The organism is Pseudoalteromonas aurantia, assembly GCF_005886875.1.
GTDB lineage: Bacteria > Pseudomonadota > Gammaproteobacteria > Enterobacterales > Alteromonadaceae > Pseudoalteromonas > Pseudoalteromonas aurantia_A.
This window is the reverse complement of record NZ_PNBY01000013.1, coordinates 42681-64277: the sequence shown is the minus strand read 5'-3', so window position 1 is coordinate 64277 and position 21597 is coordinate 42681. Positions and strand designations below refer to the sequence as shown.

The following is a 21597-nucleotide window of genomic DNA, read 5'->3' as shown; positions in this document are numbered from 1 at the left end:
TGGCAAGCTCCAGCAGTTTGTCTTCTATCCACCCTCTTCTGTGTTCATAAGATTGCCCTGTTACCTTATCTTCACCACACAAATAGGCACGACGGACACAGCGTGAAATGCAATGGTAGTATTTGGTATCAGTTAAACTCACTTGCCTTTTGCGTGCTGTAGCCATACGGAAATCGCCTATCTTTTAAGCTGAACTGAAAAGATAGGCAATGAATGAATAACAGTCAATTTTGAGTGGGTGTCAGCTAAAATTTGTTAGTGCCAGTAACCTTAGTTTTTGCCCTTACATTTTTAAGCTGTCGTGCCTCTTCTTTCACTCGCTCATCAATAAATTGCCGCGCCTTGGCAAGTCCCAGCAGATCCACTTTGCCTTGAATGTAGTCTCTGTAAAATTTAAGGTGGATTTTATGTCTGATCAGCGATAATTCCATTGTGTAGCCCTCGGAGTCAATGCTTGGCACTTTTATATAGTGCTCTAGCGCATCTAGGTAGACATATACATACGACAGGTCATCTGGGTTTATTTTTACTTTAACCTTTATGCTCTTTTTGGGGCTGTATCGCTTGCGATATGAAGATAGTTCGTCACTGTCATAGTTAATATGTAGATTTTTAATGCCCCCTTTGCGCAATGTTTTCTCTTTCGCCATGCACATAACAACATCAAGCTTGTCTGTATCTTGTTCTGTTAGCTGAGCAGGAGGCAGTGCAGCAAACCCTTTGTTCCAGTCTTCATAGGGAATATATCGAAACCTTGCATCTGGCGTTTTTTGATATACATCAACAATCCACTTATGAAACAACATTGTAAAGGTGCCAAAACGCAATATGGCATCTTTTTTTGGATTATAATCATGTCTTGCGAGCATGTTTGAGAATGTTTTACCGGGAAATGGCGAAAGCATCATTTCGTTAATGGTTTTAAAGAACTGCTCAACAAAGGGCTTAAGCCAAGGTTTTCCTACTGGGTTGTAGCTAATATTTATTCCAACCTCTTCACACGCAAGCTCTAATGACTGGCACCAAAATTCGGCACCATTATCAACCACTAAAGTTTCTATCTTCCCACAGCATGGCCATTCATTTACGACTTCTGGATAGGTACTTTTAAGATAGCTTTTAGGCTTCATCGCATGACTAATCGCTCTGCGTACAGCATCATAACCAGGGCTCTGAAAACCAAGGTAAAAGCCAACAACACAGTGACTATAAACATCAATAAGCAAAGTTAAAGTTGGTCTTCCCAGTGGTACATCTAGCTCATCATCCAATAAAATGAGATCCAGTGGTGTATGGTCTATTTCCACACGTTCAAGCACTCTTGTAGGCCTTTTATGGCTCATCACTTTGTTGTATTCAATATCGGCCAAGCGTTTACCATAGCGCTCAACCATCACTTCATATTGAGGTAAGTTATCAATACGGTTTTTAAACGTTTTATAGGTGAGTGGTTTTAGTGGCTCACCTAACACTTTCTCATTTTCTAAAACGATTTGGTCGCAATAAAAACGGTGTGCTGATGCTGCATTCGGGATCTCTTTAGTCAGATAGCGCGTTAGAGCAAGCTCAAAGAACTTGTCTGTATCGGTGCGTGTTGGCGGTTGCCCTTGCGATGGTGCTTTGGGATCAAAGCATGAATGTCTTCTTCGCCTTTAATATAGTCAGCATGCCACCCAGCAACCGTGCGCCATTTTGGTTTTTCTTGTCCCGCAAATTCGGGCATTTCAGCAATTAGTGGCGCTAAGTTTTTTTGTGTCCAACCACCGATTAAACGTTGCTTAAGCCACTTGATATACTTAAGCCGAGCAAATGTTGCATCTTGCACCTCCTTTGGTAATGACTCTAAATCGCGAGGTTGGGGGGTAGGCTCTTCGAGCTTGGCAGCTTCCGCTAACTTTTGCGGTGCTTCCTCAACGTTAAACTCGTCTTCAAACTCCATCAGCCCAAATCACCGACTCTAACGTAAGCTCTGTGTTTAAGTCTGAATTAACACTACCTAAAGACAGTAACCGATATACAGAGGCAAGTACCTCACCGATGGAGGCTTTTAGCGTCATTGCCAAGTCTTGAATGGAAAGTTTTCGCCACTGATTAAGTAGCTGAATAATGGAAAGCTGAAGGTCAGTTAAAGACTGAAACCCCGAGTAGCGATGAAGCAACTTTAAATTATCTAAGGTTGGATAAATACGAATTTGTTTATCAGTAACTAATATCAGCTCAATACCAATGAGTTCTTTGGCAACTAACTGCTTTTGCGCAAAACGTGCTCTAAATTCAGGATTTGCGATTTTACTGTAAGGCTTAACTTCAATATATTTTTGCGGCTTCTCATGATGCGTAATCAAAAAATCAGGTGTGTAACGACAAATTCTGCCATCAAACTCATATTCAAACCCTAACGGTTGTGCTTCAAAGGTTTTTATTTCACGAGAGTATTCAAAGTGAAAGCATGCATCGAACTCTAAGGATGATTCTACTAAGCAAGTGGCTTTGTTCTTTTGACTTGCAAACTTGTAGAGGTTTTTAACTCTGGAGTGCTTTAGTTTACGCCTGATCATAACCATCACCAAACATGTGAGATGATTTAAAAGTAGGCTATGCAGGGTTATATTTCAATTTTATGCGGGGTTATACTACAAATTTGCAGACTTATACTTCAAACAACAAAAGGAGGGGATTGGGTGGTAGTCTTACCAGCCACATCTCGGCACACAAGTCACACGCTGTGGCTGCTCCCTTCCGGGCCTGACCAGATTCACATGCTATTGTTGCGAGAGGACCAATAAGACCACCATAGTGGGCCTTTTTGGGCGCAGGAGGATTATCTCTAGATTTGTGACCAGTTACAAGAAAAAACTCATTTAATACGACCAACTGCTTAAACATCAAACAATTGGTCGTTTTGAATTACTCAGCTAATTGTTTTTGTAAGGTGACTAAACGTTGTTTCACCTTTTTCATATTGTTAGGTCCCATACGTAAAAATTGCTTTTGCACGTCGCTTAACTGCTCCCACTCAGGGTACGCATAACGATAAGTCACTGAGTTTTTGATCAAAGGTAAGGTTGTTTCGGGGACTGGTGTATCTAACAGTTCATCAATCGCTTGTAATAACACGCCATTGAATTCATCCCCTTCATACCCAATTTCTTCGTAGGCTTCTAAAATAAGCGGTTGAAATTGCTGATATAAGCGTACGATTTGTGCAGTACTTAGATTAGCAAACATGGTGGCATAAGGGGTGTAACGCTCATAGCTATTGGGGTCTGTGACAATAATATCGTCTTCTAATGCCATAAATGCCTCTGCGGGGCGATTTACTGGCATATGCTTTTTCGCGATGGTCCCTTTAGCAGTATTATCGACAAATACCACCATACGTCTGATCATGTCATCTGAAACAAACAACTTAACCGACTTTTCTGCCATGTATTCTGCAATACCATTACGTACCGCGCTATCACTGTCATCTAACATTAGCTTAGCGGGCGCATCTACTGTTGCCGTAGCAACAGGTGCTGGTTGTTCCGTTGGACGAGGTGTCATTACTTGCGCGCTATTTACTGCTTGCTGCGCTGCAGTGCCCACTTCACTTGAACCACTAAGTTCTGAGCTAGCGTTTCGTTCTGGGGCGTTATCTGCACTTGTCTCTGGTTTTAACCCAGCGGTGTTCACTTGTGGCACTTGCTGAGTAATTGGGGCAACAACATCTTGCTCAAATTTTTCATTTGCTTTGGAATTGTCTTTTTTCATCGACAAGACAAAAACAACCACCACAATAAGCGCCATAGCAACAATGGCCGCTAACAACATTTGGCTTTGAGAAGGCTTTGATGGGGAGGAACGTTCTGACATAGCAGCTCCATAAATTGGTTTAAAAACAATATTCTTTTGAATATTCTAAAATATAAACATAAAGTAAAGGTAACAAACTTTAATTACAAGACGCCACACATACATTACTGACGATGTTTGTACCAAAAGTTCATTCTATTAAAGGGGATCTATGAGTATAAAGCAACGTAATTCAGATAAAGCGAAAGTCGCACTGCTCCTCACCGGTGGGGGTGCCCGCGCAGCTTATCAAGTGGGTGTGCTTAAAGCCCTTGCGCAAAGTATGCCTCGCACCGCACCGCTTCCTTTTCAGATCATCAATGGTACATCTGCTGGAGCGATAAACTCAGCGGCGTTAGCGTGTTATGCCTCATGTATGCATTTGGCTGTGCGTAAAGTCGAATGGGTTTGGAAAAACTTTCATACCCATATGGTATATAAAAGTAATTTTTCGGGGGTGTATGGCCGTATATTTTCAAATGTGATGCGTAGCTTTAAAGCTGACTTTTTAAATTTACCACCAGCCAGCTTGCTCGATAATACCCCGTTACGGCAACTTCTATCAGACGTACTCGATTTATCTCGTATTGACCGTAATTTACATCGTCATTATTTGGAAGCGGTTTCAATCACGGTGTCGAGCTACTCTACAGGTAAATCTGTGGCATTTTACCAAGGGAGCAACATCACACCCTGGCAGCGTTCCAAACGTGAAGGAGTAGCCGACAATATCACCTTAGACTTACTGATGGCGTCAAGCGCCATTCCTATGGTGTTTCCAAGTGTGCGCGTCAAACACCATTACTACGGTGACGGCTCAATACATCAATTGTCACCACTGAGCCCCTCTATTCATTTAGGCGCTGAGAAAATATTTATTATTGGGGTAGAACAACCAAAACAGCATCAACCTTTAGGTTATGAGCCGCATTTCCCGGGTATGTCTGCCGTAGCAGGGCATTTGCTCGATAGTGTCTTTAGCGATACGTTACAGTCTGATTTAGAGCGCCTTGAGCGAGTAAACCGCACTGTTGGGCTACTCCCTGCCCGTGATAAACATAAAGAGCTCAAGCAAGTGTCTACATTGCTGGTTAATCCTTCAGAGAACTTCACGTCATTAGCTGCAGAATATTACAACGATATGCCAATGGCCATTAAACTACTCTTACGCGGCATTGGCATTAAGCGGCATTCACAATCGAGCTTAACCAGTTACTTGTTATTTGAAAAAGCCTATACACAGCGCTTAATGGAGATCGGGTTTAACGACGGTATGAAGCAACTTGATGAGATCAGGCACTTTCTCAACCTAGACTCGTAATAACGCAAGATCAACGCAAACACACCGGTTATAAAGCCTGTTATTTACTATACAAAACCTTCGAGTAAATACTGTTCAGCACGTTCAACACGACGAGGTTTGCCTTTTAATAATAATACATCGCTGACTAACAGCATGGTATCTATGGGAGGCGAGTCAATTTCTTCCCCATTTCTGCGTAAAGCCGTGATCACCACCTTTTGTTTATCCAATGCTAGCTCTGCTATGGTTTTATTAGCCGCATAAGCCGATTCAGGCAGCGCAATTGCGTGTAAATATTCAAGTCTGTCTGTTAATTGTTCTGACAAGTCTGCACTGTCACCAGTAAAGAAGCCATGTAAATACTCATACCTATTTTGCCGCTCTTTACTAACTCGGTTTAAAATTCGACGCATCGGCACACCTGACATGTACAGTACATGCGACACCAACATTAAACTGGCCTCTAACGCCTCTGGCACCACTTCTGTCACACCCAATTGCTTAAGCGCTTCTAGGTGAATGTCATCACGCATCCGTACTAAAATTTTAACGTTAGGCGCTGCTTGCTTAACGGAGTCGATTAACTTTTGACACTGTTCAAAATCACTACAGGTAATGATCAACAACCGTGCTTGCTCAACACCCGCTGACTCAAGAATGCTCTTTTGCCCTGCATGACCAAATAATACCGGCTCTCCTGCGGTTTGTGCTTCTTGTACTAAAATTGGATTACGCTCAATAGCAACATAAGGGATCGCTTCAGGTTTTAAAAATCGAGCAATAGTTTGCCCTACACGGCCATACCCTAAAATGACCACATGATCATTCAGTGACTTGACCCCTAAACTATTTTGTAAGTCGTCAGCAAAGCGCTCCTTATCAAGGTTAAACCAACTTAAAATACGCTCTGTTTGCTCAATTAGATAAGGAGTAAGCGCCATAGAAAAAACCCCTAATGCAATTAAAAACGAGGCAATATTGTCATCCAATAGATGGTGCTTACTGGCAAGGGCTACCAGCACAAATCCAAACTCGCCCATCTGCCATAATAAAATTCCCGTTGCCAACGCATCTTTTTTTCGTTCGCCCATAAGTTGTGCTAAACACATAATAATGAGTAGCTTAAATACCAATAAAGCAACCAATGCCAATATAATGAAGAAAAATGATTCGATGACATAAGGCACATCCAGCTGCATGCCCACCGTCACAAAAAATAGCCCCATTAAAATGTCACGAAAGGGCCTAATTTCAGCCTCTAATTGATGTCTATATTGGCTTTCCCCAAGCATCATGCCGGCTAAAAATGCGCCCAAGGCCATGGATAAACCAAACAAGTAAGTGAGGCCGCCTGCACATAATGCAACCACAATTGTCGTCAATACAAATAACTCATCAGTTCGCACCAATGCTACTTCATTAAATATTTTTGGGAGAAACCACTTACCTACAGCCCACAACAACACACATACTAACGCCCCTTTGGCTAAAGCAAAACTCAAGGCCCCCACTAAAACTTGGTTGTCTGACTGCGCAATTAACGGAAAAGCAATTAATAAAGGAACAACGGCAATATCTTGAAATAAGAGGACGCCAATAGCCAGTTGACCACTGCGTAAATTGAGAGAACCTGATTCTTTTAATAACTTGACCACCACCGCCGTAGACGACAAAGCGACTAAGCTGGCAATGACAAAAGCTTCCAGCCAATCAAATTGCAAAAACCACAAGAGTGTAGTCCCTAACAATGTGGTCAAAACCACTTGTAAACTGCCTAAACCAAACACCAAATGGCGCATAGCCATTAATCTGGGAACTGAAAACTCCAAACCTAAACTAAAAAGCAAAAATACGATACCGAGCTCTGCGATAAAATGCATTTCATAACTTATTGTCATCCAACCAATGCCATGACCGCCCGCCAAAATGCCAGTCACCAAATACGCTAAGATTGCAGGTAAGCCAACCCGTTTAAATAGCCAAACTAATATCACTGCGGCAAGTAATAGCGCAAACACTTCGGCAAATATGTTCTGCAAATAGCCTCCTGAGCGTCAAAAAGTTGGTAATAAGATTCACTAAGCTAACTTAACTATAGCAAGCAGCTGTTTTTCAGCCAGTTTAAATTTTTGGCACGGATCTGGCTTTATATTACCTATCATTGTATTTAGGGGAACGATTTATGGAGAATGTCCATATATTAACGCAGCGAATACCAACGCGTGGCGACTACTTGCCGTTCAGCAACGAGCAGTTTGTGAATAACATACCTGATCCAACGCATCGCTTAGTTGAGCAACTACAAACCACATTGCAACTCGATGAACAACTTACTTTGTATGCCGAGTTTGCCAAGCGCATAATTAAATTGTCTGGTTTACAGTTTCATTCGTCATTGGGCGTGGCGCAAATGAAAGAAAGCGACAATCAACATACCCCCTATTCATTTGATCTCGAAGTCAATGGTGAACATTTAGGGCAATTGGTCTATTTTTGTCAGTATCAATTGAGTAGCAGTATTCAAGCCAAACTGTGTCATTTACATAACGCACTGCTTTATCCATTGCGTAACGCCTTGATGTACAATCGTGTACTGCAGCTTGCGACAAAAGACGCACTCACAGGTTTAAACAATCGCAGCCAATTTAATGATAACCTAGCACAAAAGCTAGAGCGTAGCCGTCGCCATCATCGTAGTTTTAGTTTAATGCTATTAGACTTAGATCATTTTAAAGCCGTGAACGATATACACGGTCACAAAGCAGGTGATGAAGTGCTGGTTGAATTTGCTCATATTTTGCAGCAATCAATTAGAGCTACTGACAGTGTTTATCGATTCGGTGGGGATGAATTCGCCGTATTGATTGATGATCCTGAATTCCCAACGAATAAACTCATTGCCGAGCGAATTATGGCAGCAGTAAAAAATTGTAGTTTACTCACAAAATTTGGCGTAACAGCCAGCATTGGATTTACATTGGCTGCCAGCCATGATTGCGAGAACATCATTTTCTCTCGCGCAGATAAAGGCTTATACAAAGCAAAAGCGGCAGGAAGAAACTGCGCTCGCGCAGTTTAACGACATCGGCTCAGCCCCCCTAGCTGAGCCTTTTTTTCTTACGTGTTTTCTCGCATTACTTAGCAAACTTACTTAAGTAAATATGATATACGAGTAATGAAAACGCTAAACCAAAAAAGAACCCATTGATCACCCATGCCAACGACATAAAATTGGGTAATTCAGTCATAACAATGAGCAATAAAGGCATCAACACTGCAACGATAAAAAAAGTACCACCTTTCCCATGCCAGTAAGCCAATAAGGTCGCACTGGTTAAATGACCAAACACCACGGCATACACAATGTTGCTAACATTTAATGTATCGGTGAGCGCTAATCCCAAAAAAATAACGCCAGTCAGTAATACGCCCCAAGGCGACTGCTTTGCCAAAGATGCGCCAATTTTTACGTTATTTATCATTACACTTTTCCCAAAAAACACCATCACAACTTACTTTAAAATCGTGATTGAAATAATATCCGACGACTTGCACCAACACATCATTATAATAAATCAACGGAATATGATCTCGTTGCCATACGGGAACACCTGCATCTTTTAGCCAATGCTTAAGCGTATTTCTACCGGGTTTTGCATACGGTCTTATTTTATCTTTTGCCCGCCCGAATTTCACTGACACAACTTCATCACTGAAGGGCATGCGTATACCCGCACCATAATTTACACTGAGTATGGCTGTCGTATTCAATACAATATTACTCAGCCCAATATCTTTATGCTCTATTGATGCTGTCTGCGTTTGGACCCAGTATAATAACCCGCGATGGCGTCGAACAGACCCTGACTGTAAGTCAATTTTCAACTGCGCATCTATTTTACTATGAAAGCTTTGCGTGAGTATTTGCTCTAATTGCGCTAAAGACGGCATGGCAACTTGCTGATGAGACAACCAGGCTCTGATCACATTTTTTTGCCTAAGTACAGATCGCTTAGCCAGTTTAGCTAAATCAATACAGTCATCTGTCGCTTTGCGATGTAAACAAAACTGTAAATCTTCATCGGTTATTTCGTCAATGAGTTGTTGTTGCTGCTGTAATAATTGAATGCTTCTAGTGGTGCTTGAGAGTAAACCTTTAAAACGAGACTTTAATAAGGGAATAATCTGATTACGTAAGTAGTTTCTGTCGTATTGATCTTGCTGATTCGATTCATCTTCGATATGCGATAGCGTGTAATGCTGAGCAAAGAATTCAATCTCTTCACGGCTACAGGTCAATAACGGTCTAATACACCTGCGGCCATTAGCCAATTGGGTTGTTGCTTTCATTCCACCTAAACCCAATAAACCTGAACCGCGCTTTAAACGCAATAAAAATGTTTCAAGCTGATCATCCGCATGCTGGCCCAACACTAACAAAGCATCCGTGTCAGCCATTTGATCTAACGCTTGATATCTTAATTCTCGCGCTTGTGCTTCAATACTATGTCGAGGTTTATGCTCAATAACGACACGCTGTGACTGAAAAGGCACAGCAAGGCGTTCACATAACGCTTGACAAAACTGTAGCCAATCACTGGCATGCTCTGACAAACCATGATTAATATACACCGCAGAAAGTGCAATTTCAGGGTGTGAACTACGCAATGTAGCGCATAAGTGCAACAAAACAACGGAGTCAACGCCACCAGAGAGCGCCACACACAAGGGGTTTTGTGTAGGGTTAAGTTGCTCAATAGCCGTTTCAAACTGCTTGTATAAAAAACTAGACTTCATAATAATTAAAACGCAAAAAAGCCGCTAATGCGGCTTTTTACGCTAATTTTTCATACTTAGCAATAACCGAAAGACATAAGCCTTTGGTAACGCTGCTCAAGCATGTCTTCAGTGCTTAAAGCTTGAAGATCTGACAAGTCGCGTTTTAATTGTGTTTTTAGGTTTTTAGCCATCACATCATAGTTTCGATGTGCACCACCTAACGGCTCATCAACAATGCTATTGATTAAATCGAGCTCTTTAACACGTGTCGCAGATACACCCATCGCTTCAGCAGCTAGCGGTGCTTTATCAGCACTTTTCCAAAGAATTGACGCACAGCCTTCTGGCGAGATCACTGAGTAAGTACTGTATTGCAGCATATTTACTCTGTCACCGACACCAATCGCTAACGCACCACCCGATCCTCCTTCGCCGATGACAGTACAGATAGTTGGTACTTTAAGTGCCGCCATAACTTTTAAGTTACGCGCTATTGCTTCACTTTGACCACGCTCTTCTGCACCAACACCAGGGTATGCCCCAGGTGTGTCAATAAAGGTGATAACTGGCATTTTAAAACGCTCAGCCATTTCCATTAAGCGTAATGCTTTACGGTAACCTTCAGGTTTTGGCATACCAAAGTTGCGCTTGATCTTCTCAGCGGTATCACGACCTTTTTGCTGGCCAATGACCATCACTGGCTGACCTTCAAAACGTGCCACACCACCAAGAATAGCGGGGTCATTTGCGAACGTACGATCGCCTGCAAACTCATCAAATTCAGTAAATATACGTTCAATGTAATCACGAGTATATGGGCGCAGAGGATGACGCGCTAATTGAGAAACCTGCCAAGCACCTAAACCAGAAAAAATCTTTTCGGTTTGCTCAACATTTTTTTCTTTTAGACGAGTAATTTCATCTTCTAAGCTCAGATCCAAACTACCTGAACGGCTAACATTTTGTAATTCTTTAATCTTTGCTTCCAATTCTGCAATTGGAAGTTCAAAGTCAAGATAATTGAGACTCATGCTCTAAACTACCTATTAATTAAAATTCGAGTTCTATTTCTTGCGCCGCCATTTGCGACAACCGAGTTAATAAGTCGTCAGTTGGCGTCACACACCATTCGGTCCCTAGTGTTAGCTCAGCTAACGCATCTGGACGCTGGTACATGATCTTTATCGGACATGTACCAAATTTATACGGTTCTAACACTTTTCGTAAATTATCGAAGAAGTTTTCGTCCATTTGCACCATATTTAGTGTCATTTTAATTGCTCGAACTCGCTTTTCACGCGCTTGAGCTATGGTACAAACATCTCTGGCAGTCATTGTAATGCCACCAGAGAAGTTATCAAAGCTGACCTGTCCTGATATTACCAAGATTTGGTTAATTTGCAGCAATTCTTGGTATATTTCAAACTGTTCAGGGAATAAGCGTACATCAATTCGGGCGCTTTTGTCATCTAAAGTTATTAACCCCCAACGATTCCCTTTTTTATTTATTAACGTACGTGCATTAATCACTAATCCAGCCGCAGTTGATTGCACATCGCGATTCGTTGGCTGCAAATCAACTAATTTACCCGATGTATAGTGCCTGAGTTCACGTCGGTATTGATTTATTGGGTGGCCTGTTAAATAAAGGCCCAGTGTTTCTTTCTCGCCATCTAACCATTCGTTATCGGTGAGAGGCCTTGCCGACACAAACGCTTGTTCAACTTCTTCAGGCTCTACGGCTAGTAAACCAAATAAATCTGACTGGCCAATCGCCTCCGCTTTATGGTGTTGTTCGGCCGACTTCATTGCATCTTTTACACTAGCGAGTAGTATTGCACGCCCCGCTTGCGTGCCATCAGGGCCGAGTTTATCTAATGCACCAGCGTAAATGAGCTTTTCTAAGACCCGTTTATTAAGGCGCTTTAAATCAACACGGGCACAAAAGTCGAATAAATCTTTAAACTCCCCCCCCTTTTCACGACATTCTAAAATAGTGTCAACAGGGGCTTCACCTACGCCTTTGATTGCCCCTATTCCATAGACGATCTCACCTTGCAAATTTACAGTAAATTTATATTCACCGGCATTCACATCTGGGGGTAATAACGTCAACTTCATGTTTTCACATTCATCGACCAGAATAACGATCTTTTCTGTGTTATCCATATCTGCCGACATTACCGCCGCCATAAATTCAGCCGGAAAGTGCGTTTTCATCCACAAGGTTTGATAAGACACCAAGGCATAAGCTGCTGAGTGAGATTTGTTAAAGCCATACCCAGCGAATTTCTCTACCAAGTCGAAGATTTTCATCGCCAACTCGCCATCAACGCCGTTATTTACCGAGCCCTCTTCAAACGTCGAGCGCTGCTTGGCCATCTCTTCAGGCTTTTTCTTACCCATAGCCCGACGTAACATATCTGCGCCACCAAGCGTGTAACCTGCAAGAACCTGGGCAATCTGCATTACCTGCTCTTGATATAAGATAATACCGTAGGTCGGTTCTAAAATAGGGATAAGGCTATCGTGTTGCCACTGTGCATCAGGATATGATAGCTCTTCTCGGCCATGTTTACGGTCGATAAAGTTATCTACCATACCTGACTGAAGTGGGCCAGGACGAAATAGTGCAACGAGGGCGATCATGTCTTCGAAGCAGTCAGGTTTCAGCCGTCGAACCAAGTCTTTCATACCACGAGATTCTAGCTGGAATACAGCCGTTGTTTCAGCTCGCAACAGCAACTCAAAGCTCTTGCGGTCGTCCAGTGGAATGGCAGCAATATCAATATGCTCTTTACCTTCACGCGTTAGGCGCTCGTTAGCCATATCGAGTGCCCACTGCAAAATGGTAAGCGTTCTTAAACCTAGAAAGTCAAATTTAACCAACCCTGCCGTTTCAACATCGTTCTTATCGAATTGGGTAACAGGGAATTTCCCCTCATCATCACAATACAAAGCAGCAAAATCAGTAATGGTGGTCGGTGAAATAACAACACCGCCGGCATGCTTACCAGCATTTCGAGTACACCCTTCCAAAATACGACACATATCGATGAGATCTTTCACTTCCTCATCACTGTCGTATACCTCGGGTAAACGCGGCTCCACATCAAATGCTTTAGCAAGCGTCATACCCGGATCACCAGGCACTAATTTAGAGATCCGGTCAACAAAACCGTATGGATGACCTAATACTCGGCCAACATCACGAATTACCGCTTTTGCCGCCATAGTACCAAAAGTAATGATCTGAGATACCGCATCACGACCATAGAGCATAGCGACATGATCAATTACTTCATCACGCCTATCCATACAAAAGTCGACATCAAAGTCGGGCATTGATACCCGCTCAGGGTTCAAAAATCGCTCAAAAAGCAAATCAAATTCAAGAGGGTCTAAATCAGTAATTTTTAAGGCGTATGCCACCAAGGAACCAGCACCAGAGCCTCGCCCAGGCCCTACTGGAATATTATTATCCTTACTCCACTGAATAAACTCCATTACGATCAAGAAGTAACCAGGAAAACCCATTTGGTTGATTACATCAAGCTCTAGCTGTAGACGGTCATCATACTCAACCCGTTTTACTTTTCGGTCTTCTTCTTCTGGAAATAAGAACAGTAAACGCTCTTCTAATCCATCTCGTGAGACTTTAACTAAAAAGTCTTCAATATTTAGGTCACCCGTTGGATAATCTGGCAAAAAGTAAGTGCCTAACTGCACGGTCACATTACAGCGCTTAGCGATTTCAACCGTATTTTGTAATGCTTCTGGTATGTCGCTGAACAGCGTTTCCATCTGCTCTGGCGTTTTTAAATATTGCTCTTTTGAAAAGCGTTTGGGTCGGCGTTTATCTTCTAGCGTATAGCCATCAAAAATAGCAACGCGGATTTCATGGGCATCAAAATCTTTTTCGTGTAAAAAAACCACTTCATTAGTTGCGACAACGGGTAAATTACGTTGTTGTGCAATCTCAACTGCTGCATGTAAATACGATTCTTCGTCAGCTCTGCCTGTGCGTATTAGTTCAAGGTAAAAGTTATCTGCAAAGTGCTCTTCATAAAATTGCAGGGTATCTAATACGAGTTGTGGATTACCTTTTAATAGCGCTTTACCCACATCGCCATCTTTGCCTGCTGACAGTAAAATAAGCCCTTCTTTATGCTGGGCTAACCACTGTTTATCAACCACTGGGCGGTGAAACACATGCCCTCGTTGATAGGCTTCAGAGATCAATAAAGTCAGGTTTTTATAGCCTGTATTATTTTTCGCTAGCACCACTAAACGACAAGGTTCGTCTGGAAACTGGTCGCTTTTAAGCCAAATATCCGCTCCCACAATCGGCTTCATGCCTGCACCATGGGCCGCCCCATAAAATCGAACCAGACCACAGAAGTTCATTTGGTCTGTAATAGCAAGTGCGGGTAACGCTAACTCTTGCGCTCTAGCGACGATAGGCTTGGTTTTAGCTAAACCATCAACCATAGAGAAGTCACTGTGTACTCTTAAGTGAACAAAACTCGGCTCTGCCATTGTTATACCTTACCTGCAATAATACGTTGTACTGGCTTAAATGTGGTTCTATGATGCGGCGTTACGCCATGCTCTTCTAATGCTGCAAAGTGCGCCTTTGTTGGATAACCTTTATGTGCTGCAAAACCGTATTGCGGAAACTCAGTATCTAATGCGAGCATTTCAGCATCTCTGGTCACTTTTGCTAAAATAGACGCAGCACTGATCTCAGCAACTAAACTATCTCCTTTAACCACACTTTGTGCATTCATCGATAATTTAGGTAAACGATTTCCATCAACAAACACAAAATCTGGCTGAATGGATAACCCTTCAACAGCTCTGCTCATTGCCAGCATCGTTGCATGTAAAATATTAAGCTTGTCTATTTCTGCTACCGATGAACGCGCCACAAAATAACACAAAGCTTTTTCTTTTATTTCTGCAGCAAGCGCAAGGCGTTTTTTCTCTGTGAGCTTTTTTGAGTCGGCCAATCCTGCAATCGGGTTATTAGGGTCTAAAATCACAGCTGCGGTTACAACATCACCCACTAAAGGACCACGGCCAACTTCATCTACACCTGCGATATACTGTACATCAGGACGTTCAACTTGCATCTATTAACTCCGATACGGCTTTTGCCGCCTGCTTACTGGCATCTAATCTAATATTTTCGTGTATTTCATAAAAACGTTTTACTAACGTATTACTCTCACCGCGTAACATGGGTAATAGTGCATCAACCAAAGCATCAGCATTACACTCTTCCTGCAAAAATTCAGGGACCAATGGCGCATCAGCAAGTAAATTTGGTAAAGAAAAATATTTTATATTAAACGTGAAAAAGTTTTTGAATATCCAGTAACTTGAAGGCTTAAATTTATAACCAACAACCATGGGTTTTTTATACAACATAGCTTCTAACGTTGCGGTACCTGACGCCAATAACACGGCATTAGCAGCTAACATTGCTTTACTTGACTGGCCTTCTAATAAAATCGGCCTTAAATTAGGCGCTACATCCGCGAGCACAGCTTCAAATTGTGCCTTTCTTTTGTCATTAACCAATGGGACAACAATTTTCAGTTTTGGGAGTTTTTCTTTTAATAGTTTTGCAGTTTGTATGTATGTGCTACTGAGCAAACCAACTTCAGATCCTCGACTGCCTGGCAATAAAGCCAAAACTAAATCATCTGCTTCCAAACCTAATGTAACCCTTGCCTCATTTGAGTCCATTTCAAGTGGAATTTCATCGGCTAATGTATGGCCCACAAACGCACAAGGTACATCATGTTTATCGTAAAATGCTTTTTCAAAGGGCAGTAAAGACAACACTAAATTCGTGGCTTCAGCAATCGTGAAAATCCGCTTTTGACGCCATGCCCAAACTGATGGGCTTACATATTGAACCGTTTTAATACCCACTTTTTTCAATGGCTTTTCAACACGTAAATTAAAATCGGGGGCGTCTATACCAATATATACATCAGGCGGGTTATCAACAAAGTGCTTTACCAGTTGCTTTCTGATCTTAAGTAAACGAGGCAACCGTCCTAGTACTTCAACAAGCCCCATGACCGCCAACTCTTCCATATCAAATAAAGTTTTACAGCCGGCTAGTTGCATTTTAGGACCTGCGATCCCAACAAACTCAGCATCTGGATAATGCTTTTTCAACGCATGGATCAAACCTGCACCAAGAATATCACCAGATAACTCGCCTGCAACAATACCAATAGTTAGCTTCTTTTTATCAATCATATTAATAGTCTGCGTTTGTATAAATAAAAACGCCATACAAAGTACTCTGCATGGCGTTCATCAAGATCTTCTTGTCACAGTGTAACTAGCGAATAATTCCGCGATCAGACGTATCTAAAAAGTCGATCATCTGCTGCACTGCTGCAAACTGTTTAGCATCATCAGCTAACGAAGCAACAGCTTCATCTAAGCTATACCCTTTACGATATAAAGCTTTATAAGCTCTTCGAACCGCCATAATTTCATCGCTGTCGAACCCTCGACGTTTCATGCCCTCGGTATTAATTGCAGCGGGTTTTGCTGGGGTACCTGTGGTTGTAACAAACGGTGGAACATCTTTATTAACACCTGAGTACATACCAATAAATGCATGATCACCAATCTTACAAAATTGATGTACACCTGTATTACCAGCTAAAATGACCCAATCACCTACATGAACGTGCCCTGCAACACTTGCGCCATTGGCAAAAATAACATTACTACCAATTACAGCATCATGTGCAACATGCGTATATGCCATAAATAGGTTGTTGCTACCGATACGAGTAATCCCTTGATCTTGAATTGTGCCTCGATGAATTGTCGCACATTCTCGAATAACGTTATTATCACCAATAATAAGTTCTGTCGGTTCATCCTTGTACTTTTTATCTTGGCAAGCTTCTCCCACCGAGGCAAACTGAAAAATATGATTGCCAGACCCAATGGTTGATGGTCCTTTGATCACAACATGGGACTCGATAATACAATTATCACCTAGCACAACATCATGACCAATATAACTATATGGGCCAACTTTTACGTTGATACCCAGCTTTGCACCCGATTCAATAATCGCAGTAGGATGGATCACTGTTATAACTCTCTTCTCGCACACATTAGCTCGGCGCTGCACACTACTTTGCCGTCTACCTTTGCTTCACCGTGAAACTTCCATATGTTTCGACGCTCTTTCACAAAATCAATATGCAAATGCATGGTATCACCAGGTAGAACTGGTTGCTTAAATCGTGCATTATCGATTGCTGCAAATAAGTATAGTTCACCTTCGCTACGATGCTCTACGGTTTTAAAACCGAGTAACCCCGTGGCCTGTGCCATAGCTTCTAAAATCATCACCCCAGGAAAAATAGGCTGTCCTGGGAAATGTCCGGTAAAAATAGGCTCATTTACTGTGACATTCTTAATTGCATGTAAATACTCACCAGCCTTATAGTCGATCACTTTGTCGACTAACAACATTGGGTAACGATGAGGTAATAGCTTTAATATCTCTTGTGTATCAAAGCTGTTTAATTCGTTTGCCAAAGTAGCATCCTTTTAATCATCAATGTTTTGTAGTTGCTCAGTCAGTGCTTCTAACGATTTCAAACGCTGCTTGAACTCTGATAAATTGCGAAAATGAGCGATATTACGGCGCCATTCTTTATTCGCTGAGTGTGGTATGCCAGATGAATATACGCCAGATTCGGTAATCGCTTTAGTGACCATAGTCATCCCCGTGATGATAACACCATCACAGATGTCTATATGACCATTGATACCAACTAACCCAGCGATCTGACAATGCTTGCCAATCGTCGAGCTCCCGGCAATAACCGTAGCTGCAGCTATCGCAGTACCCTCACCAATCTCAACGTTATGTGCAATTTGAATCAAATTATCTAAAATCACATTGTCATGAATAATCGTATCATCAAGTGCACCTCGGTCAATAACCGTATTCGCACCAACTTCTACACCATTACCAATATTGACACTGCCAACTTGAGGAATTTTAATCCACTTTCCAGCTTCATTCGCGTAGCCAAAACCATCACTACCAATAACAGCACCTGATTGGAACAAACAATCATCACCAATTACAACATCATGATAAACCATTACATTGGCCCATAACTTGGTGTTATGGCCAATTTTGGTGTTGCGTCCAACAAAGCAACCAGGACCTATTTGAACATGTTCACCCAAAATAACGCCAGCTTCAATCACCGCATTCGCACCAATGCTCACATTATCGCTTAACTGAACACTACCATGAATAACTGCTGAAGAATGTATATTCGACGCTGATACTGGTGTTGTATCCATCATTTGTGCTAAATGAGCATAAGCAATATAGGCATTCTCTACGACAATTTTATTACCTGAAAAATACACAGCATCTTCTTGTGAAACGATCACCGCACCGGCATTTGTTTGATCAAGTTGATTACGATATTTTTTGTTCGCTAAAAAGGCGATCTCTGTTGGGCTAGCCTTAGAGAGTGTCGCAATTCTATCAATTACGTAATCACTATCTCCAACCACGGACGCATCAAGATGCGCCGCCAGTTGCCCCAAGGTATACTGCTTGGTCATTATTTTTTACTTACCGCTTCAACAATTTTACTGGAAAGATCTGTCACTTTATCAGGATTGAAGTAAATAGTGGTATCTTTAACTCGTACTTCGTCAAAATTTCCCTTTTTAGCAACACTTTGAATGGTGCTGATGATCACTTCTTGAACCTTTGCAAGCTCTTGATTTTGACGAGCCTTAATTTCTTGCTCTAACGGACGACCTTTTTCGGTTAGCGTTTTCTGCATACCTTGAATTTTTTCACGTAAGGCTGCTTTTTGATCATCACTCATGGTCGCACTTTCGCGCTTAAATTTCTCAGCTTCAAAACGAATATCGCCTTGTATTTTTTCAAGCTCTTGACGACGTTCAGCAAATTCACTTTGTAGTTGCTGCTCAATCTTAGCCATATGAGGGATCTGCTTATAGACTTGCTGCATATCAACAATGCCTACTTTATGTGCTAGTGCGCTTGCTGAAGTACCCATCATTAATGCGGCCATTAAGGCCATCGCTGTAGTTTTAAATAATTTATTCACAAATTTACTCCTTAGAATGTATTACTGATGTTAAAGCTGATAGCTTTTGTATCATCGTCTTCTTCTTGTCTTAACGGATGAGCAAAACTAATCAACATCGGCCCCATTGGCGAAATCCATTGTATAGATAACCCCGCTGATACCCTAAATCGGCTTGGGTCTGAATAATCAGACAATTTCTTAAATTCTTCTTCTGGTAATTGCATATAACGATCTATATCAAACTCTGTATCCCACACGTTTGCCGCATCTACAAAAAAGCTTGTGCGTACTGAGCTTGTATTATCCTCATCTAAAAATGGCGTTGGTACAATCACTTCTAACCCAGCAACCACTTTAGCGTTCCCCCCTATTCGACCACTTTCATAGATACGATCAAACTCTGGATTTCCACCGATAACGCCCGTTGACGATCCATCAGGAAGGACAGAGCCGCCTATTTCAGAATTTCTCCGCTGTAATGCTTGAGGCAAAATAGTATTTCTATCAAAGCCACGTAATTCAGCCTCTGTTATACGGAAAAACTCCTGAAACGGTAATATTTGGTCAAAACCATTGGTTTCACCATAGCCGTTACCATAGCCAAGCGCTGCACGTGCTGAGAACACCCAACGATGGTCATTACTGATTGGCCAGTAAAAACGAGAATCATAATTAACTTTAAAATAATTCAGATCAGAGTTTGGCGTTGTCGCAGTTAAACTTAATGACTGGCGAGAACCATCAGTTGGGAACATACCACGGTTAACCGTAACTCGAGACCAACCTAAACTCAGTTCGTACTTGGTGAAATCAAAGTCTGCATCTGGGTTTTCTTCGTTCAAAAAGCTTAGTTTCAAGATCCGAGTTTGCTCATAATCAGCAATGTCTGATAATGATTCTTCTATCCAGCGACCACTCAAGTTAATTCTATTTACCGCGTTAATTGGAAAACCAAAACTGGTTCCTATACCATAACTACGCGATTTATAATCAACTAAGCTAAACTTACTCGCGTCGTAATTACTGAAGAAAATACTGCTGCCTTGCGATACACCGTCTGGTGTAAAGTAAGGGTTTGTATAAGAAACACTGTAACGGTCTGAACCTTTTGACGTATTAATATTAAACGCGACCTGATTACCAGTACCTAAGAAATTAGACTCACTGACGCCAACATTAAACTGCATGCCTGCATATGAACCATATGCAACGCCAGCCTGAAAGCTGCCTGCTGGCTGCTCCTTTACATCAAAATCAACATCAACCTGGTCGTCAACGCCTGAAATTGGCTTAACATCAAATTCGACACTTTCCATGTATGGTAGACGTTGAATCTGCAATTTAGAACGCTCTAAGCTTTGGTTTGACAGCCAAGCGCCTTCTAATTGGGTCATTTCACGGCGCACTACTTCATCTGCAGTCACTTGGTTACCATTGACCATAATACGTCGCACATAAACGCGTTTACCCGGGTTTACTGATAAAGTCAGCTTTACTTCTTTGTTTTCATCATCAATTTCTGGAATGGTACGAACTTCAGCATTGGCATAGCCAAAGCGAGCTAAATAGCTTTTGATAAATTCTTCAGAGGAAGTAACAACAGAACCATTGTAAAGTTCACCAGCACGTAGTGGAATTACGCTTTTAATAAGTTCTTCTCTACCGAGTAGGTCACCGATAAAATCAAAACTTTTAACGGAATACTTTTCACCCTCGGTTAAATTTGCCGTTACATAAACAGACTCACGCTCAGGGCTAACAGATACTTGAGTTGAATCAATATTAAAACGTAAATAACCACGATCTAAATAAAAGCTGCGGATTTTTTCTAAATCACCTTCAATCGTTTGCTTTTGGTAGCGGTCATTTGACATAAATTTCCACCAAGGTAAGTCTTGCTGAGACTCAGCAAGTTTAAGCAGCTCTTCATCAGAGAACAGCTCATTACCTACAAGGTTTATTTGTCGAATGGACGCAGCGTCCCCTTCATCAAACTCTAGATTTAACCTTACTCGGTTACGTGGCAACTCGATAATGCTCACTTCTATCTTGGCATTATACTTTCCAATACTATGAAAGAATTCGATCAATCCTTTTTCAATATTATCAAGTACGGTTTTGTCTAGTGGCTCGCCAGCGCGAATATCTTGCCCTTCTAAACTTTCGTTAAGTTGCTCATCTTTGATGTCTTTATTGCCATCAAATTCGATAGACGCAATCGTCGGTCTCTCACGTACTTTAAAGACAACTTGATTGCCATCACGTAGTACCGCAATGTCATCGAAGTGACCTGACTTATAAAGCGCTTTAATGGTTCTAGATATCGTGTATTCATCTACCGAGTCGCCCACGTTTATGGGAATGTGAGTTAAAGCGGCGCCTAACGCTACACGCTGTAGCCCTTCAACTTTTAAATCTTCTACGATAAAGGAATTTTGCCCCAAAGCGGCAAAACTTGCGCCCAGTAAACTGGTTACTGCGAGATGTTTTTTTATAGGCATTTTATTATCTTTATCCTTTACAACAATTAGCGTCATG

General features: G+C 41.7%; 18 protein-coding genes, 1 other RNA gene and 1 pseudogene. 2 read left to right on the top strand and 18 right to left on the bottom strand.

The features are described from left to right. From CWC18_RS03150 to CWC18_RS03130, 6 genes and pseudogenes are all read right to left on the bottom strand, one after another. A pseudogene (locus CWC18_RS03150) lies at positions 1-166 on the bottom strand (transposase); the annotation flags it as partial. 79 nt (positions 167-245) lie between these two features. After that, the gene (locus CWC18_RS03145) at positions 246-1472 is read right to left on the bottom strand and encodes a Mu transposase C-terminal domain-containing protein (protein WP_249930077.1); all 1227 of its coding nucleotides are present in this window, start codon (positions 1470-1472) and stop codon (positions 246-248) included. Positions 1473-1555: 83 nt separating this feature from the next. Next, positions 1556-1939, bottom strand: a complete 384-nt coding sequence (locus CWC18_RS21370) for a hypothetical protein (protein WP_249930076.1) — start codon at positions 1937-1939, stop codon at positions 1556-1558. After that, positions 1929-2558, bottom strand: a complete 630-nt coding sequence (locus CWC18_RS03140; protein WP_138674694.1) for a TnsA endonuclease N-terminal domain-containing protein — start codon at positions 2556-2558, stop codon at positions 1929-1931. Before CWC18_RS03140 ends, CWC18_RS21370 begins: the two co-directional genes overlap by 11 nt. 130 nt (positions 2559-2688) lie before the next feature. Then, positions 2689-2785, bottom strand: an RNA gene (gene ffs, locus CWC18_RS03135) — signal recognition particle sRNA small type. Between the two features lie 122 nt (positions 2786-2907). Further along, a complete protein-coding gene (locus CWC18_RS03130) occupies positions 2908-3855 on the bottom strand; it encodes a DUF3014 domain-containing protein (protein WP_138674693.1) in 948 nt (315 codons plus the stop codon). A gap of 151 nt (positions 3856-4006) precedes the next feature. On the opposite strand from CWC18_RS03130, the gene CWC18_RS03125 reads away from it, so the two are divergent. Next, positions 4007-5155, top strand: coding sequence for a patatin-like phospholipase family protein (locus tag CWC18_RS03125; protein ID WP_138674692.1), 1149 nt, complete (start codon positions 4007-4009; stop codon positions 5153-5155). A 47-nt stretch (positions 5156-5202) separates the two neighbouring features. Here CWC18_RS03125 and CWC18_RS03120 read toward each other — a convergent pair whose 3' ends face one another. After that, on the bottom strand, positions 5203-7176 hold the full coding sequence (locus CWC18_RS03120) for a monovalent cation:proton antiporter family protein (protein WP_138674691.1): 1974 nt from the start codon (positions 7174-7176) through the stop codon (positions 5203-5205). Between the two features lie 143 nt (positions 7177-7319). Here CWC18_RS03120 and CWC18_RS03115 point away from each other — a divergent pair, with 143 nt between their 5' ends. Continuing rightward, the gene (locus CWC18_RS03115) at positions 7320-8216 is read left to right on the top strand and encodes a GGDEF domain-containing protein (protein WP_138591209.1); all 897 of its coding nucleotides are present in this window, start codon (positions 7320-7322) and stop codon (positions 8214-8216) included. 55 nt (positions 8217-8271) lie between these two features. Here CWC18_RS03115 and CWC18_RS03110 read toward each other — a convergent pair whose 3' ends face one another. The 11 genes from CWC18_RS03110 to bamA all read right to left on the bottom strand — a co-directional run bounded on the left by CWC18_RS03110 (position 8272) and on the right by bamA (position 21560). Beyond that, positions 8272-8619: a hypothetical protein gene (locus CWC18_RS03110; protein WP_138674690.1), complete on the bottom strand. Its 348-nt coding sequence runs from the start codon at positions 8617-8619 to the stop codon at positions 8272-8274. Further along, complete coding sequence (gene tilS, locus CWC18_RS03105) at positions 8609-9934, bottom strand: tRNA lysidine(34) synthetase TilS (RefSeq protein WP_138674689.1); 1326 nt, start codon at positions 9932-9934, stop codon at positions 8609-8611. Before tilS ends, CWC18_RS03110 begins: the two co-directional genes overlap by 11 nt. A 56-nt stretch (positions 9935-9990) precedes the next feature. Continuing rightward, on the bottom strand, positions 9991-10947 hold the full coding sequence (gene accA, locus CWC18_RS03100; RefSeq protein ID WP_138674688.1) for an acetyl-CoA carboxylase carboxyl transferase subunit alpha: 957 nt from the start codon (positions 10945-10947) through the stop codon (positions 9991-9993). 19 nt (positions 10948-10966) lie between these two features. Beyond that, positions 10967-14455 carry a DNA polymerase III subunit alpha gene (gene dnaE, locus CWC18_RS03095; protein ID WP_138674687.1) on the bottom strand — a complete coding sequence of 1163 codons (3489 nt, stop codon included), beginning with the start codon at positions 14453-14455 and terminating at the stop codon, positions 10967-10969. A gap of 2 nt (positions 14456-14457) precedes the next feature. Further along, a complete protein-coding gene (rnhB, locus tag CWC18_RS03090; RefSeq protein ID WP_138591214.1) occupies positions 14458-15051 on the bottom strand; it encodes a ribonuclease HII in 594 nt (197 codons plus the stop codon). Further along, on the bottom strand, positions 15041-16195 hold the full coding sequence (gene lpxB / locus CWC18_RS03085) for a lipid-A-disaccharide synthase (protein WP_171041021.1): 1155 nt from the start codon (positions 16193-16195) through the stop codon (positions 15041-15043). The genes rnhB and lpxB overlap by 11 nt, the downstream gene beginning before the upstream one ends. 85 nt (positions 16196-16280) lie before the next feature. Further along, positions 16281-17051 carry an acyl-ACP--UDP-N-acetylglucosamine O-acyltransferase gene (gene lpxA, locus CWC18_RS03080; protein WP_138591215.1) on the bottom strand — a complete coding sequence of 257 codons (771 nt, stop codon included), beginning with the start codon at positions 17049-17051 and terminating at the stop codon, positions 16281-16283. Between the two features lie 2 nt (positions 17052-17053). Beyond that, positions 17054-17506 (bottom strand): 3-hydroxyacyl-ACP dehydratase FabZ, encoded by a 453-nt coding sequence (gene fabZ / locus CWC18_RS03075; RefSeq protein ID WP_010361634.1) that lies wholly within the window; start codon positions 17504-17506, stop codon positions 17054-17056. 12 nt (positions 17507-17518) lie between these two features. Beyond that, positions 17519-18559, bottom strand: a complete 1041-nt coding sequence (gene lpxD / locus CWC18_RS03070; RefSeq protein ID WP_138591216.1) for a UDP-3-O-(3-hydroxymyristoyl)glucosamine N-acyltransferase — start codon at positions 18557-18559, stop codon at positions 17519-17521. Further along, the gene (locus tag CWC18_RS03065; protein WP_138591217.1) at positions 18559-19077 is read right to left on the bottom strand and encodes an OmpH family outer membrane protein; all 519 of its coding nucleotides are present in this window, start codon (positions 19075-19077) and stop codon (positions 18559-18561) included. Before CWC18_RS03065 ends, lpxD begins: the two co-directional genes overlap by 1 nt. 11 nt (positions 19078-19088) lie before the next feature. Further along, on the bottom strand, positions 19089-21560 hold the full coding sequence (gene bamA, locus CWC18_RS03060) for an outer membrane protein assembly factor BamA (RefSeq protein WP_138591218.1): 2472 nt from the start codon (positions 21558-21560) through the stop codon (positions 19089-19091). Positions 21561-21597: the final 37 nt, after the last annotated feature.